This is a genomic window from Pseudomonas sp. NPDC086251, assembly GCF_044746405.1.
Taxonomy (GTDB): domain Bacteria; phylum Pseudomonadota; class Gammaproteobacteria; order Pseudomonadales; family Pseudomonadaceae; genus Aquipseudomonas.
On sequence record NZ_JBIVBY010000006.1, the window covers coordinates 81,233 to 94,932 of the forward strand.

At 62.0% G+C, this 13,700-nt stretch carries 13 protein-coding genes; 4 read left to right on the forward strand and 9 right to left on the reverse strand.

The window, feature by feature from the left end; translation table 11 throughout:
- Nucleotides 1-3: 3 nt before the first annotated feature.
- The 4 genes from ACIPL2_RS09610 to ACIPL2_RS09625 are packed head-to-tail and all read left to right on the forward strand — an operon-like array spanning nucleotide 4 to nucleotide 5,075.
- Entirely contained in the window at nucleotides 4-1,533 is a 1,530-nt protein-coding gene (locus tag ACIPL2_RS09610; RefSeq protein ID WP_401355397.1) for an AMP-binding protein, read from the forward strand.
- Entirely contained in the window at nucleotides 1,530-2,714 is a 1,185-nt protein-coding gene (locus ACIPL2_RS09615) for a thiolase C-terminal domain-containing protein (protein WP_401355400.1), read from the forward strand. Before ACIPL2_RS09610 ends, ACIPL2_RS09615 begins: the two co-directional genes overlap by 4 nt.
- A gap of 55 nt (nucleotides 2,715-2,769) precedes the next feature.
- Nucleotides 2,770-4,311, forward strand: coding sequence for an acyl-CoA carboxylase subunit beta (locus ACIPL2_RS09620; protein ID WP_401355402.1), 1,542 nt, complete (start codon nucleotides 2,770-2,772; stop codon nucleotides 4,309-4,311).
- A 35-nt stretch (nucleotides 4,312-4,346) separates the two neighbouring features.
- Nucleotides 4,347-5,075 carry an NAD(P)H-dependent oxidoreductase gene (locus tag ACIPL2_RS09625; RefSeq protein WP_401355405.1) on the forward strand — a complete coding sequence of 243 codons (729 nt, stop codon included), beginning with the start codon at nucleotides 4,347-4,349 and terminating at the stop codon, nucleotides 5,073-5,075.
- Here ACIPL2_RS09625 and ACIPL2_RS09630 read toward each other — a convergent pair.
- The 9 genes from ACIPL2_RS09630 to ACIPL2_RS09670 all read right to left on the reverse strand — a co-directional run bounded on the left by ACIPL2_RS09630 (nucleotide 5,033) and on the right by ACIPL2_RS09670 (nucleotide 13,680).
- Nucleotides 5,033-5,818, reverse strand: coding sequence for an ABC transporter ATP-binding protein (locus ACIPL2_RS09630; protein WP_401355407.1), 786 nt, complete (start codon nucleotides 5,816-5,818; stop codon nucleotides 5,033-5,035). The genes ACIPL2_RS09625 and ACIPL2_RS09630 overlap by 43 nt on opposite strands.
- Nucleotides 5,819-5,824: 6 nt before the next feature.
- On the reverse strand, nucleotides 5,825-7,156 hold the full coding sequence (locus tag ACIPL2_RS09635) for an ABC transporter substrate-binding protein (RefSeq protein ID WP_401355410.1): 1,332 nt from the start codon (nucleotides 7,154-7,156) through the stop codon (nucleotides 5,825-5,827).
- 52 nt (nucleotides 7,157-7,208) lie between these two features.
- Complete coding sequence (locus ACIPL2_RS09640) at nucleotides 7,209-8,276, reverse strand: branched-chain amino acid ABC transporter permease (RefSeq protein ID WP_401355413.1); 1,068 nt, start codon at nucleotides 8,274-8,276, stop codon at nucleotides 7,209-7,211.
- Nucleotides 8,277-8,298: 22 nt separating this feature from the next.
- The gene (locus tag ACIPL2_RS09645; RefSeq protein WP_059403539.1) at nucleotides 8,299-9,180 is read right to left on the reverse strand and encodes a branched-chain amino acid ABC transporter permease; all 882 of its coding nucleotides are present in this window, start codon (nucleotides 9,178-9,180) and stop codon (nucleotides 8,299-8,301) included.
- A 2-nt stretch (nucleotides 9,181-9,182) separates the two neighbouring features.
- A complete protein-coding gene (locus tag ACIPL2_RS09650; RefSeq protein ID WP_401355416.1) occupies nucleotides 9,183-9,983 on the reverse strand; it encodes an ABC transporter ATP-binding protein in 801 nt (266 codons plus the stop codon).
- Nucleotides 9,984-9,992: 9 nt separating this feature from the next.
- Nucleotides 9,993-11,084, reverse strand: coding sequence for an AMP-binding protein (locus tag ACIPL2_RS09655; protein WP_401355419.1), 1,092 nt, complete (start codon nucleotides 11,082-11,084; stop codon nucleotides 9,993-9,995).
- A gap of 237 nt (nucleotides 11,085-11,321) precedes the next feature.
- Complete coding sequence (gene msrA / locus ACIPL2_RS09660) at nucleotides 11,322-11,789, reverse strand: peptide-methionine (S)-S-oxide reductase MsrA (protein WP_059403536.1); 468 nt, start codon at nucleotides 11,787-11,789, stop codon at nucleotides 11,322-11,324.
- Nucleotides 11,786-12,706 carry a homocysteine S-methyltransferase family protein gene (locus ACIPL2_RS09665; protein WP_401355422.1) on the reverse strand — a complete coding sequence of 307 codons (921 nt, stop codon included), beginning with the start codon at nucleotides 12,704-12,706 and terminating at the stop codon, nucleotides 11,786-11,788. The genes msrA and ACIPL2_RS09665 overlap by 4 nt, the downstream gene beginning before the upstream one ends.
- On the reverse strand, nucleotides 12,703-13,680 hold the full coding sequence (locus tag ACIPL2_RS09670) for a glycine betaine ABC transporter substrate-binding protein (protein WP_236710300.1): 978 nt from the start codon (nucleotides 13,678-13,680) through the stop codon (nucleotides 12,703-12,705). The genes ACIPL2_RS09665 and ACIPL2_RS09670 overlap by 4 nt, the downstream gene beginning before the upstream one ends.
- Nucleotides 13,681-13,700 lie beyond the last annotated feature (20 nt).

Here is a 13,700-nt window from a genome sequence, read left to right on the forward strand (position 1 = left end):
ACCATGGAAATGATTACCGACCACTTCGATGCCGGCGCGGATCGCCACCCGGATAACGTCTGCCTGCAAGGTGCAGGTTTCAGCCTCAGCTACGCCGAGGTCCAAGCCGACTCCCATGCCATCGGCCATGCCCTGACGCTGCAAAACCTGGGCTCGGCCCATGTCGGCGTCCTGGCACCGAACCACCCGCTGAGCTTCGTCGCCATGCTCGGCGCCTTGCGCGCGGGGGCTACGTTCATTCCCCTGAATGCGCGTGATTCGATCGACAGCCTGATCTGGTTCATGAGCTTCACCCAGCTCTCGGTGCTGGTGCTGCATTCCCAGTACGCCGAGCATGCCGAACGCATTCGCGCGGGCGTGCCCACACTGAAAACCCTGATCGGCCTGGACGAGCCCATCGCCGGGTTGAGCATCGCCACCTGGTGCCGCGAACACGCCGGCCAGCGTTGCACGGTGCGTAAATCCCTCGACGATACCGCCCTGATCAAATCCTCGGGCGGCACCACAGGCCGGCCGAAAGCGATCATGCAAAGCCATCGCGCCCTGCTCGCCTGCTACCGCATCAGCAACCAGTTCATGCCGCCGGCGAAAAGCCCGGCGCACCTGGTCGTCGCACCGCTGACCCACGCGGCCGGTGCAACCGCCATGGCACTGTCGAGTTTCGGCACGCGTAACGTCATCGCGCCGTCCGCCGACCCTGGCGCGGTGCTGGAAACCATCGAGCGGGAACGCATCACCCATCTGTTCCTGCCGCCAACCCTGATCTATCGACTGCTGTCACACCCGGACGCCAAGACACGCGACTGCTCGTCACTGGAATACGTGATCTACGGTGCCGCGCCGATGTCGGTGGACAAGCTGCGCGAGGGCATCGCGTTGTGGGGACCGGTATTCGTGCAGGCCTACGGCCAATCCGAGGTGCCGGGGGTGATCACCATTCTGACCCGCGAGGATCACATGCGTGACGGCAAGCACCTGGGTTCCGCCGGCCGCCCCACCGGCGCCTGCGAAGTGGCGTTGATGGATGAAGAAGGACGCTTCGTCGAGTCCGGCGAACGCGGCGAAATCGTCGCCCGTGGCGAGCTGGTCGCGCCGGGTTACTACGACAATCCGCAAGCCAACGAGGAGGCACGCCGTTTCGGCTGGCACCACACCGGTGACATTGGTGTGTTCGACGAAGGCGGCTACCTGTACATCGTCGATCGCACCAAGGACATGATCATCTCCGGTGGTTTCAACATTTATCCGAGCGAAATCGAGCAAGTGATCTGGGCGCATCCGGCGGTGATGGATTGCGCCGTGGTCGGGCTGCCTGATGCGGACTGGGGCGAAAAAGTCATCGCGGTCATCGAGCTCAAGGCTGGCGCCAGCGCGACGGCCGAGGCATTCATCGCGATCTGTCGGGAAAAACTCGGCAGCCTGAAAACGCCGAAACAGGTGCTGTTCTGGGAAAGCCTGCCGCGCAGCCCGGTCGGCAAGGTGTTGAAGAAGGACGTACGCACGCAGCTGATCGCGCAGGAGCCGCAAGCATGACCCACGATCCTTCGCGCCTGGCGGGCCGCTACGCCATAGTCGGCGTCGGCGAGGCCGGGCTTGGTAAGGTGCAGCCGGGTGACACCGCGTTGTCGCTGCAATGCCGGTCCGCCCGTGATGCCCTGCTGGATGCCGGGCTGACGCTGGCCGATGTCGACGGGGTATTCGCCCACTGGGACGACCGCGCCAATGCGCTGCTGGTGAGCGAGTACCTGGGCATCACGCCACGTTACGTCGACAGCACGGTGGTGGGCGGTGGCTCGCCGCTCACTCACTTGATCCACGCCATGGCAGCGATCGAGGCTGGCTTGTGTTCGGTGGCGCTGGTCACCTATGGCAGCACCCAGCGACTGGATCACAGTCGCAACCGTGGCGGGGTGATCAGCGATCCGCGTTCACCGTCAGGCCAGTTCGTCGCGCCCTACGGTGTACTCAGCCCGATCAGTTGGTACGCGATGCTCGCGCAGCAATATTTGCATCGCTATCAGGCGAGCGTCGAGGACCTTGGCGAAGTGGCGATCAACGCGCGGCGCTGGGCGCAATTGAATCCGCAAGCGACGCTGCGCAAACCGCTAACGATGGAGGAATACCTGGCTTCACCGCTGATATCGGACCCGTTGCGCAAGGCCGATATCTGCCTGGTCAGCGACGGCGCCGGGGCGTTGATCCTGACCAAGGCCGAGCGCGCTCGCACGCTGGCGAAGCCACCGGTGTTCATTCGCGGTTTCGCTGATACCTATCGGCATCACGTCACGCCCGTCAGCCCGACCGACTGGCTCGATCCGAGCGTTATCGCCGGTTGCACCGAGCAGGCACTGCGCCTGTCGGGCATAGCGCGCAGTGAATTGAGCATGCTGCAGATCTATGACGCCTTCACCATCAACGTGCTGGTCGCGCTCGAAGCCATGGGTTTCTGCGCGCCGGGCCAGGCAGGCACGTTCCTGCGCAGCGGTGTTGCCGCACCCGGCGGCGCACTGCCGGTGAACACCTCGGGCGGTGGACTGGCCTTCAACCACTCCGGTCAGTTCGGCATGCAATTGATGATCGAATCGGTGCGCCAGCTGCGTGGCGAATGCGGCGAACGTCAGGTCGCCAATGCCAGCAGTTGCCTGGTCCAGGCTAGCGGCCTGCTGATGTCGGCCTTCATGTCCATGGTGCTGGCCACAAGTGCGGGCGCGTGACGATGGATCAAGCGCCGCAAGCCCTGCGCACACTGTTTTCCAACGAGACTGACTGATGACCGATACGAACGCATCACCCGAACAGGAACTGCATTCACGCCGCCTGAGCACCCTGCAAATGGGCGGTGAAGCCAAGCTGCAAAGACGTCGTGACGCCGGCGAGCTCAACGCACGCGAACGCCTGGAAGGGTTGCTGGACCCGCAGTCGTTCAGCGAAATCGGCATGCTGGCGCATTCATCCCGCCCCGAAGATCGCGACAGCACACCCGCCGATGGCAAGATCACCGGTTTTGGCCGTATCGATTCGCGGCGGGTCGCGGTCGTGTCCAACGACATGACCGTGAAAGGCGCATCGTCCTCGTGGATCAATGCCCGCAAGATCGCCTACATGAAGGAATGCGCCACCCGCAACGGCATGCCGCTGATCTTCCTCGGCGAATCATCAGGCCAGCGCATGCAGGACGCGATGGGCGCGGCAAGCATGGCCAGTGGCGGCCAGGATGCCCAGCAATATTGCCGGCGCCGGGAGACCCCGTGGGTCAGCGCGGTGCTCGGGCCGTGCTTTGGCTCGGCGAGTTGGTACTCGTGTCTGGCTGACTTCACTGTCATGCGCAAGGGCGCCCTGCTCGCTGTCTCCAGCCCGAAGGTCACCTCGGTGGCGATCGGCGAATCGTCAGATACCGAAGAGCTCGGCGGCTGGCGCATGCACGCTGAAATCACCGGGCTCGCCGACATGGTGGTCAACAATGACCAGGAAGCGCTGACCGCCATTCGGCGTTTTCTCAGCTACTTGCCCTCTCACTCGAACGAGACGCCGGCCGTCCTGCCCGTCGAGCCCGAGGACCGACCGGACGCGTCGGGACCGCAAACCGTCGTCCCGCTTGAGCGCACCAAAACCTACGACATGCGCAAGCTGCTGGCCACGCTGGTCGATCGCGACAGCCTGTTCGCCCTCAAGGATCGCTTCGGCCGTTCGGTGGTCACCGCCCTCGCCCGCCTTGAAGGCGCCAGCGTCGGCATCGTCGCCTCCAACCCACAATTCAAAGGCGGGGCGCTGGACGCCGACGCTTGCCGCAAGGCCAGCGGCTTTATCGCCCTGTGCGACTCGTTCAACATTCCGCTGATCTTTCTGGTCGATACGCCCGGCTTCCTCGTGGGCATCGAAGGCGAGAAACGCGCCGCGCCGGCCCACATCATGAACATGATTCATGCGGTGCAACTGTGCTCGGTGCCGAAGATTTCGGTGATCGTGCGCAAGAGCTTCGGTCAGGCCTACCTGAATTTCGGTGGCGGCCGCAACAGCGACCAGTCGGCCGCCTGGTGTTCGGCTGATGTCAGTTTTGTCGACCCTGGCGTGGCGGTCAACGTGGTGCATGACGTGACACGTGAGTCCGACCCCGAGCGCTACGAGCAACTGCGCGCTGACTATTCAAAAGACACCTCGGCCTTTGCCCTGGCCGGCGCGATGGGCACGCACGAGGTGATCACACCGGGGGAAACCCGGCGCTTTCTGGTCGACGCCCTGGCGGCTCAACGGCGCGGCATCAATAACGGTGTCGGACGCCATGAAATGCGCACGTGGCCGACCTACTTTTAACCGGCCGCCAGCCAACCATTGATCAAGGAATCACCATGAACGTGTTAATCGTGCATGCCCACCCCGAGCCAAAATCCTTCACCGCGGCGCTGCGCGATCAGGCAGTCGAGACCTTGCAAGCCCAAGGGCATCAGGTCCGGGGCTCCGACTTGTACGCGATGAACTGGAACCCGGTGGCCAGCGCCAAGGACTTCTGCGCCAGGGAAAACCCCGACTATCTGGTCTATGCGCTTGAGCAACGCCGCAGCAGCAAAGAGCAGACACTCGCCAGCGATATCCAACAGGAGCTGGAAAAGCTGTTGTGGGCCGACCTGCTGATCCTCAACTTCCCGATTTACTGGTTCTCGACTCCGGCCATCCTCAAGGGCTGGATTGATCGCGTGCTGGTGTCCGGCATCTGCTATGGCGGCAAACGCTTCTACGATCAAGGCGGCCTCAGCGGCAAGAAAGCCCTGGTGACGGTGACGCTCGGCGGGCGTGAACACATGTTTGGCGAGGGCGCCCTCCATGGTCCGTTGGAGGATATGCTGCGGCCCATTCTGCGCGGGACATTGGCCTATGTCGGGTTGGATGTCCTCCAGCCTTTTGTCGGTTGGCATGTTCCGTACATCAGTGCCGAAGCTCGGCAGGATTTCCTGACCCGCTATCGCCAACGACTGCAGACTATCGGCGAGGATCAACCGCTGTGCTTTCCGCGCTTGAGTCAGTTTGATGATCGGCTCTATCCGCTTGATCCCGCCCCGGCAGAGACCGCCCCGAGATAATAATTCTGAATATCCTCGCGCCCGGCCAACTCGGCCGCCGAACCTTCATCCACCACCCGGCCGTTCTCCAGTACAAAAGCGTACTGCGCGTAATCGAGGGCGATGTTGATGTTTTGCTCGGCCACCAGCAGGCTCAACCCTTCATCGCGATTGAGCCGGGCAAGGATTTCGAAGATTTCCTCGACCACTTGCGGCGCCAGGCCCATGGACGGTTCATCCAGCAGTAACAGGCGCGGCTCGGACATCAGGGCGCGACCGATGGCGACCATTTGCTGCTCGCCGCCCGAGGTGTAGCCGGTCAGGCGTTTGCGCAGCAGGCGCAACCGGGGGAAATAACCGTAGATGCGTTCCAGTCGCTGATTCAGCACCTTGCGTGACGGCCGCCCGACAAACCCGCCGATCAGCAGGTTCTGCTCGACCGTCAGGTGGGTGAAGCAATGCCGCCCTTCAAGCACCTGGGCCAGCCCCGCCAGCACCAGGCTCGCGGGGTCGGCATCGGTGATCACCTGTCCTTGATAGAGGATCTGGCCCTTGGTCACTTCACCGCGCTCGGCCCGCACCAGGCTGGAAATCGCTTTCAGCGTGGTGCTCTTGCCAGCGCCATTGGCCCCCAGCAATGCCACCATCTGCCCTTTGCCGACCTGCAACGAGACGCCGCGCAAGGCGAGAATCGACTGCTCGTAGAAAACTTCGACCTGTTCCACGCTCAGCAATGGCGGGTCGACGTGTAGGCTCTGGCTCATCGGACGTTATGGCTCCTGGCTGCAATTGCGCGCGGTGATGCCCTTTTCCTTGGCGTATTGGGCGGCGGAGGCTTCGATGATCGGGCGCAGCAACGCGCGATCCGCCTGGACCCAGTCGCTGATCAGGTTCCAGCGCTGCCCGTCCCATTGCTGGAAGCGTACGGCGCCGCCGCCTTCATGGTCAGCGCAAGACAGTTTCAACGGCTGCACCAGGCCCTTGGCGCCCAAAGCCTGCAAGCGCGCATCGTCGAGGTTCAGGTGCTCGAAGCCCCAGCGCACTTGCTCACCGGTCAGTGGCTTGTTGCCGTATTTTTCCTGGGCCAGGCGCAGGGCTTCGACGTTGAGAATGCCGTTCACCACGCCGAGGTTGTAGTACACGGTGCCGAAGCGTTTCGGGTCGGCCAGGTTGCCCTTGTTCGCATCGACCACGTTTTGCTTGATGCCTTGCAACACCGGGAAATCGGTCCCTGATGGGTGGGTGGTGATCGAGATGAAGCCTTTGGCCGCCGCGCCTGCCGGGACCACGTCTTCTTCCGAGTTGCTCCAGATGTTGCCGATGATGTGATCCGCCGGGTAACCGACCTTTTGCGCCGACTTCAGCGCCACCGGATTCATTACGCCCCAGCCGCGCAGGATCACCCAGTCAGGCTTGAGGCGACGGATGTTCAGCCACTGCGATTGCTGCTCGTTGCCAGGGTGCGGCACTTCCAGGAGGGTCAACTCGAAACCGGCATTTTTCGCCAGGGTTTCCAGCACGCCGTTGGTTTCTTTGCCATACGGCGAGCCGTGGTAGAGCACGGCGATTTTCTTGCCTTTGAGCTTGTCAGCCCCGCCTTCGCGCTGGCCGATGTAATTGATGATCGCCGAGACTTCCGAATACGGGTTGAGCTGCAACGGAAACACGTAAGGAAAGACGCTGCCATCGGTGGAATCAGTGCGGCCATGGTTGATGGTGATCAGCGGCAGTTTGTCGGCCGTCGAACGATCCAGTGTCGCGTAGGCGATGCCCACCGACAGCGGATTGGTCGCGGCGGCTGGCGCACCGTTGAGCCCCCCTTTTAGGCGCTCGTAGCATTCGACGCCCTTCTCCACCACGTACTCGGTTTCGCATTCGCTCCAGGTCAGCTTGACCCCGTTTACCCCGCCCTTGGCGTTGATGTATTGCAGGTAATCGATAAACCCGCCGAAGAAGCCGGTGCCACCGGCGGCGTATGGGCCGACGCGATAGCTCTGCAAGGGAAAGTACTGTTCGTTGGCAGCCTGGGCGCCGGCACTGAGTCCGGTGGTCAGCAAAGCCAGGCACAACGCCAGGCGGCGCAGCGGTTTGCGGTGAGTCATAAAGGCAGTTCCTCGTGGTCGATCGATGTGTTTTTGTCAGGGATGAAAGCAATCAGTAACGCAACGGCCAGACCCGCGCCCGTTGGCGAAAGCGCTGCCACAGCCGCGCGAGGCCCTCGGGTTCCTTGATCAGGAAGGCGATGATCAGTGCGCCGAACAGCATTTTCTGGATGTTTTCCAGTTGCCCGGAATCGATCAGCCCCGTGGGCAATAGCCCGCAGACATTGGCCAACAGAATCGGGAACAGCACGATGAACGCCGCGCCGAGAACGTTGCCGAGCACACTGCCCAAGCCGCCGATAATGATGATGAACAAAACCTGGAATGAGCGGCTGAGATCGAAGCCATGGGGCTCCACTGTGCCCAGGTAGGCAAACGCCCACAGCGAACCGGCGATGCCGAGGTAGAAGCCGCTGATGGCAAACGCCAGCAGCTTGGCCTTGAACAGGCGGATGCCGATCACCGCGGCGGCTGTGTCCATGTCGCGCACCGCCATCCAGTTGCGCCCCAACTCGCTGCGCACCAGGTTTTTGCCCAGCCAGAACAGCGCCACCACCACGGCCAGGGTCAACAGGTAACGGCCTCGGGGCGAACTGAAATCCAGCCCGGCGATCAGCAACGGTGGCGAGGTGATGACCCCGGACGCGTTGTCGTTGGTAAACCAGCTGAACCGGGTCAGGACCCATTCCACGACAAACTGCGCGGCCAACGTCGCCACCAGCAGGTAAAACCCTTTGATCCGCAGGCTCGGCAAACCGAAGAGCACCGCCACTAGCGCGGCGATCACTCCGCCCAGGGCAAAGCTCACCAGCAACGGCAAACCGGGCACGCGCAATTGCAGGTTGTAGGCCGCAAAAGCCCCCACCGCCATGAACGCCGCCGAGCCCAATGAAAGTTGCCCGGCGTAACCCGTCAGCAGGTTCAACCCGAGCCCCGCCAAAGACAGCACCAGCAGCGGCACCAGAATCGCGCTGAACCAATAGTCATTGCCGAGCCAAGGCACGGCGATGAAGGCAAAGCCCAATAGCAGCCACAACCCCAGGCGGTCCTGGCGCAAGCGAAACGTGCGTCGCTCCGCCGCGTAGGTGGTGCTCAGTTGACCGGCTTCTTGATAGAGCATGGAGGCATTCCTTGAAAGAAAATCAGACCCGCTCGATCGCGCGCTCGCCGAATAAGCCGGCAGGCCGAACCAGCAAGAACAGCAAGGCGAGGACGTAAGGCACCCAGTTTTCGATGCCGCTACCGATGATCGGGCCGAGGTAGATCTCGGCGATTTTTTCCGCCGCGCCGATGATCAACCCGCCGACAATCGCGCCGCCGATCGACGAGAAACCACCGATGATCAGCACCGGCAACGCCTTGAGCACCACCAGCGATAAAGAGAACTGCACCCCCAGGCGAGCCCCCCACAGCAGCCCCGCGACCAGCCCGACAAAACCGGCCACCGCCCACACCAGCGCCCAGATCCGTGGCAAGCGAATGCCCACGGCCAGCGACGCCAGCGGATCATCGGCCACGGCGCGCAAGGACAAGCCGACCCGGGTCTTGTTGAACAGCAACGACAAGGCGATCACCAACGTGGCGGCTGTGCCGGCGGCGAACAGGTCGAACTGCGAGAGCAGCATTCCGCGGATTTCCAGCGGTTCATCGGCGATGCCCAATTCCAGGCCGTGGACCTGCGCGCCCCAGAGGAACTGCGCCAGGCCTTCGATCATGTACGACAGCCCGAGCGTGGCCATGAACAGGATGATCGGCGGCCGATTGACCAAGGGCCGCAGGACCATTTTTTCCACCAGCAACGCCAGCACGACCATGCTCGCCAGGGTGGCGATGAACGCCCAAACAAACGGAAAGCCGCGTTCAAGCAGGCTGACAAAGGTCAGTGCGGCGAACAGCACCATCGCACCCTGGGCGAAATTGAAGACGCCGGAGGCCTTGTAGATCAACACAAAACCGATGGCCACCAAGGAATACATGACCCCGGCGAGCAACCCGCCAATCAGCACTTCAAAGAAAAATTCCATGCTCAGTGGCGCTCCGTGCGGGATCGCCGGGTGCCCAGATAGGCCGCGATCACATCGGGGTTGGCGCGCACCTGTTCAGGTGTGCCATCGCCGATTTTGCGGCCGTAATCGAGCACCACCACGTGATCGCACAGGCCCATGACCACGCCGATATCGTGCTCGATCAACACCACGGTGGTGCCGAACTCACGGTTGATGTCGCGAATGAACTGGCTCATCTCAGCCTTCTCTTCCGCGTTCATTCCGGCCATGGGTTCATCCAGTAACAACAGCTTCGGCTCGGCGGCCAAGGCTCGGGCCAGCTCGACGCGCTTCTGCAAGCCGTAAGGCAGCTTGCCCACCAGCACATGGCGCCAGGGATGAATGCGCAGGAACTCAATGAGTTTTTCGGCGTGATGGCGCTGCTCATCGTCCTCGCGTGGGGCGCGGCCCAGGCGCAACATCTGCTCGACCCAACTGCTGCGGCGCTTGAGGTTGCGGCCGGTCAGTACGTTGTCGAGCACGCTCATGCCCTTGAACAGCGCGATGTTTTGAAAGGTCCGGGCAATGCCGCGCTCGGCGGCCTGGTGCGGACGCATGCGCCGACGTGTCTGCCCGGCGTAGCTGACACTGCCGCTCTGCGCCTGGTAGACGCCATTGATCACGTTGAGCAACGAACTTTTACCCGCGCCGTTGGGGCCGATCAGCGCGCAGATTTCCCCGGCCTTCACGGCAAAGCTGATGGAGGTAATGGCCTTGACGCCCTTGAACGACAGGGAGATGTCATCGAGCCGCAGTAATGCGGATTCTGTGATTGCGCTCATGGGGGCTCGTCAGACGGATTGAGAAATCAGGTGGATTGGCGCATCGGCCAATGCCCGAGGGGTGGATGGTTCCTGCCAGTTGCCTGGGCGAATACCCAGGGCCGCAAAGAACGCGGCGCTTTCCTCGGTCAGTCCCGGTCCCACCAGCAGCGGCACGCGCAGGCGACTCATGCCCAGCACGTCGAGCAAGGGCCGGCGGATCAACCAGTGGCCGAGCCAACGTCGAAAGACGTGCACCTCCGGCACCATCGCCCAGCGGTACAACCGGTGACTGAGCGTGCCGGGCAACGGCAAGCGTTCACGGGCCCAGTGTTCAAGGCGGGCATAGGATTCGCGGGTACCCAGAACGAGCGTTGGGCCGAGTTCGCGACGGTCCGTGTCGCGAGTGGCCAACGCCTCGGGAAAGTTCAGGCAAAAACCGGCGCTGAGCCACGGCGCCAGCAGGTAACGCGCCTGGCCGCTGGCGGCGAATACCCGGGCGGCCAGCGCTTCTTCGTTGGCACTCAGGTCTTCGCGCGTCACCAGTTTGCGTGCGCCTTCAAGCAACTGCTCGTGGCTCAAGCGCTGAGGCTGACCCTGGTTCGCAGGATGAAAAACAAACGCCGTGGCCCTCGAGTCACTGACCGGTGCAGGGGCATCCGCCGAGACACCAACGGACAACTCGGTAAAAGCGCTCAACTGACGATCTTCGGGGGTGTTCAGACCGCGACCGTCCAGGTACAGCAATACCCGTGGCGGTCGACTGGAACTGCGTACTTGCTCCACGGCGTCCAAGGCTTCGGCCAAAACGAACGTCGGTTGCAAGCCAGCCAACAGCTTCCGATTGTCGAGTTCAGGATCGAGCAGCGTGACGCTGCCACCCAACCATTGCGCGGCCAACGCCAGCAACAGCGCTTCCGAGCGTGCCTGGCTGATGATCAGCAAATCATCCTCGGGAGCGAATCCACGCTGATGCAGTGCGCCAGCGAGACGGCCGACGTCCTGCGCCAGTTCGCTCCAGCTGCGGGCGTGCCAGATGCCCAGGCGTTTGTAACGCAGGGCGATCGCCGCGCCTCGGGTACAGGCTTGGAGCAACAAGGCCTGGGGCAATGTCTGGATCATGTGGCTATCCTTTGGAGTGCTGTCTGCCAACCGCTATTGCAGCCTCCGTGCCACCCCATAAATTCTTAAATATCAACTGCTTGCGAATAGACCATCAGGCAACCCATGTGCCACTTGAGCACAGCCTGCTCAATCCCTGTTGCCCCACCAACACTTGTGCACAAACGGGCCAAAAAAAAAGCGCCACAGAACGAGTCTGTGGCGCTTATGGATCAATCTACACGGTATGCGTTTTCTTCAGAGTGAGCAGCTACTTGCCCCGTGTTTTTCCAGGTAACGCTGATGCTCCTCCTCCGCCAGTTGAAATTCCCCCAGCGGCACGATCACGGTGGCGACCGGCTTGCCCAACTGCCCCGACGCATCCAGCCGTTGCTTGGCGACCAGCGCCAACTGGGCCTGCTGAGCAGATTTGAAAAATAGCGCAGAACGGTATTTCACCCCGACATCCGCGCCCTGGCGATCGAATGATGTCGGGTCATGCAACGTCCAGAAGTGCTCGATGAGACGGCTGTAGGAAATCACTTTGGCATCGAAGTCGACCTGCACCACTTCGATCAATGCCGACTCACCTTTGGCCGACCGTGCAAAACCGACCCGACTGTCGAGCACGCCCGGCAACGCCCTGAATGACGCTTCAGCCCCCCAAAAGCAGCCGGCGCCAAATGTCGCCTGCTCAACCAATACGTGTTGTTGAAGATCACTCATGTCCCGGCAACCTCTCTGTGCGGCACTAGATGCCGGTGTAGATGTTCGATGTGTTCTGGCCCGATGCCGCAGCATCCGCCGACAATGCTAGCCCCTGCCGCGACCCAGGATCGGGACCAGTGCAAATAAGACTCGGGGCCCAGATCACCACGAATCTCCAGCAACGTGCTGTTCGCCTTGGCCTCGGTGCTGACGGGAGGAAACGCGTTGGCGTACACGCCCAGCTCCACGGGTTGATGGAGGTTCTGAATGACATCTCGGGCCTCGGCCAGTGCTGTCGCCATCACTTCCGGCTGGCTGCAATTGAAGAGCACTGCCCTCGCCCCCAGTTCGACCGCCACGCGTACCGCGTCGGCGACCGGCTCGGACGACCGCAGGCGCGGTGGCTCACCGACTTCATCAAGCAGCGTAAAGGATACCCACACCGGCCGGGAATCTTCCCCCAGTGCCTCGACCACCGCCCGGACTTCAGCGGTGGAGCTCTGGGTTTCCGCCAACCAGAGGTCGACATGCTCCTGCAAGCCGGCAATCAGCGTGCGATGGATGTCGACCGAGCGCTGGTGATCGAACAGGTCCGGACGATAGGAGCCCAGTGCCGGCGGCAGCGAACCGGCCACCGTGACCGGCTCAGTGCTGTCAGACGCAGCTTGACGCGCCAGGCGTCCAGCCCGTTCGGCCAGCGTGCGTCCCTGTTCGGCAAAGCGTTCATCACCGAGATGAAACGGCACCACCGCATAGCTGTTAGTGGTGATGATTCGGGCGCCGGCCTCAATGAATGCCTGATGCGCCTGAAGCACAAACTGCGGCGCCTCGATCAGCGCCAGCGCGGACCATTCCGGCTGACGAAAAGGCGCACCGATTCGCTGCAACTCACGCCCCATCCCACCATCGAGCAAACGCAAGGAAGCTTGACTCATTGGCTCGAACTCACTTTCGGCGCCGAGGCGGCAAGCCATTGATCAACTGTGGCGCTGTTCGCCTGGACCCACGCCTTGGCCGCGACGTCAGCCGGCAGTTTTTCCTTTTCGATCTTCAGGATCAGTTCGTTGAGCTGCGCCGGTTCGATGGCGACATTGCGCAGGAACTCGGCAATTTTCGGCGCGCGTTTCTGCAAGGCAGCAGAGGCCAAAACATGCACTTTGGCGTCCGGAAAGGCGCAGGTAATCTGGCTCTTGTTCAACCAGTCCGGGTCGACCGTCGGGCTGATGAACTTCCAGCAACCATCAGCTTTGTAAAGCGGGTCGTCTTTTTTGTTGTCCTGGGCATAACCGTCGAATGCGGGCTCTTCCAGGCGACGCAAGTCAAACGCAGAGAAGATCCAGTCCGGGGTGTACGCATAGAACACCACGCCGCGCTGAGCCTTGTAGGCCGCGGCCAGTTTGGCGTAAGTGACGGAAGCTTCCGTTGAAACCGCCTCGAATTTATCGGCGAACCCATAATCCTTGGCCTTGATCTGGCCAATGTACGTCGACTCCCAGCCTGCCGGCCCGACCAGCAACTGAGCCTTGCCGCCGCCCAGCGGTTCGAAGAGCTTGGCCACTTCCGGCTTTTTCAGGTCGTAGATGGATTTGACCCCGTACTTGTCCTGCAAATACCCCGGAATATAAAACCCTTGCTCCCCCGCATAGGGGTGAGTGTTCGGGACCAGCGAGCGGGTGCCACCCGTGACGTACTTGGCCCAGGCAGCCGACTGATTCGGCAGCCAGATATCGGTCAGCACATCGACCGAACCGTCGCCTTTCGCGGCGGCACTGAACAGCACCGGGACATCGCCTGCCAGATACGACACATCGCCATCCAGTCGGCTTTTAATCACTTCGCCGAGGATGTGCTGAATGGCAATAGCCCCCGTCCAGTTCTGCTCGCCTATGACAATTTTGTCCTTGGCCATGACCGCGGCAGGAAGAATCA

What these genes read in the sequence shown, in the direction of transcription:
- ACIPL2_RS09610 (WP_401355397.1), top strand. Translation starts at nt 4, where the DNA reads ATGGAAATGATTACCGACCACTTCGATGCCGGCGCGGATCGCCACCCG.
- ACIPL2_RS09615 (WP_401355400.1), top strand. Translation starts at nt 1,530, where the DNA reads ATGACCCACGATCCTTCGCGCCTGGCGGGCCGCTACGCCATAGTCGGC.
- ACIPL2_RS09620 (WP_401355402.1), top strand. Translation starts at nt 2,770, where the DNA reads ATGACCGATACGAACGCATCACCCGAACAGGAACTGCATTCACGCCGC.
- ACIPL2_RS09625 (WP_401355405.1), top strand. Translation starts at nt 4,347, where the DNA reads ATGAACGTGTTAATCGTGCATGCCCACCCCGAGCCAAAATCCTTCACC.
- ACIPL2_RS09630 (WP_401355407.1), bottom strand. Translation starts at nt 5,818, where the DNA reads ATGAGCCAGAGCCTACACGTCGACCCGCCATTGCTGAGCGTGGAACAG.
- ACIPL2_RS09635 (WP_401355410.1), bottom strand. Translation starts at nt 7,156, where the DNA reads ATGACTCACCGCAAACCGCTGCGCCGCCTGGCGTTGTGCCTGGCTTTG.
- ACIPL2_RS09640 (WP_401355413.1), bottom strand. Translation starts at nt 8,276, where the DNA reads ATGCTCTATCAAGAAGCCGGTCAACTGAGCACCACCTACGCGGCGGAG.
- ACIPL2_RS09645 (WP_059403539.1), bottom strand. Translation starts at nt 9,180, where the DNA reads ATGGAATTTTTCTTTGAAGTGCTGATTGGCGGGTTGCTCGCCGGGGTC.
- ACIPL2_RS09650 (WP_401355416.1), bottom strand. Translation starts at nt 9,983, where the DNA reads ATGAGCGCAATCACAGAATCCGCATTACTGCGGCTCGATGACATCTCC.
- ACIPL2_RS09655 (WP_401355419.1), bottom strand. Translation starts at nt 11,084, where the DNA reads ATGATCCAGACATTGCCCCAGGCCTTGTTGCTCCAAGCCTGTACCCGA.
- msrA (WP_059403536.1), bottom strand. Translation starts at nt 11,789, where the DNA reads ATGAGTGATCTTCAACAACACGTATTGGTTGAGCAGGCGACATTTGGC.
- ACIPL2_RS09665 (WP_401355422.1), bottom strand. Translation starts at nt 12,706, where the DNA reads ATGAGTCAAGCTTCCTTGCGTTTGCTCGATGGTGGGATGGGGCGTGAG.
- ACIPL2_RS09670 (WP_236710300.1), bottom strand. Translation starts at nt 13,680, where the DNA reads ATGGCCAAGGACAAAATTGTCATAGGCGAGCAGAACTGGACGGGGGCT.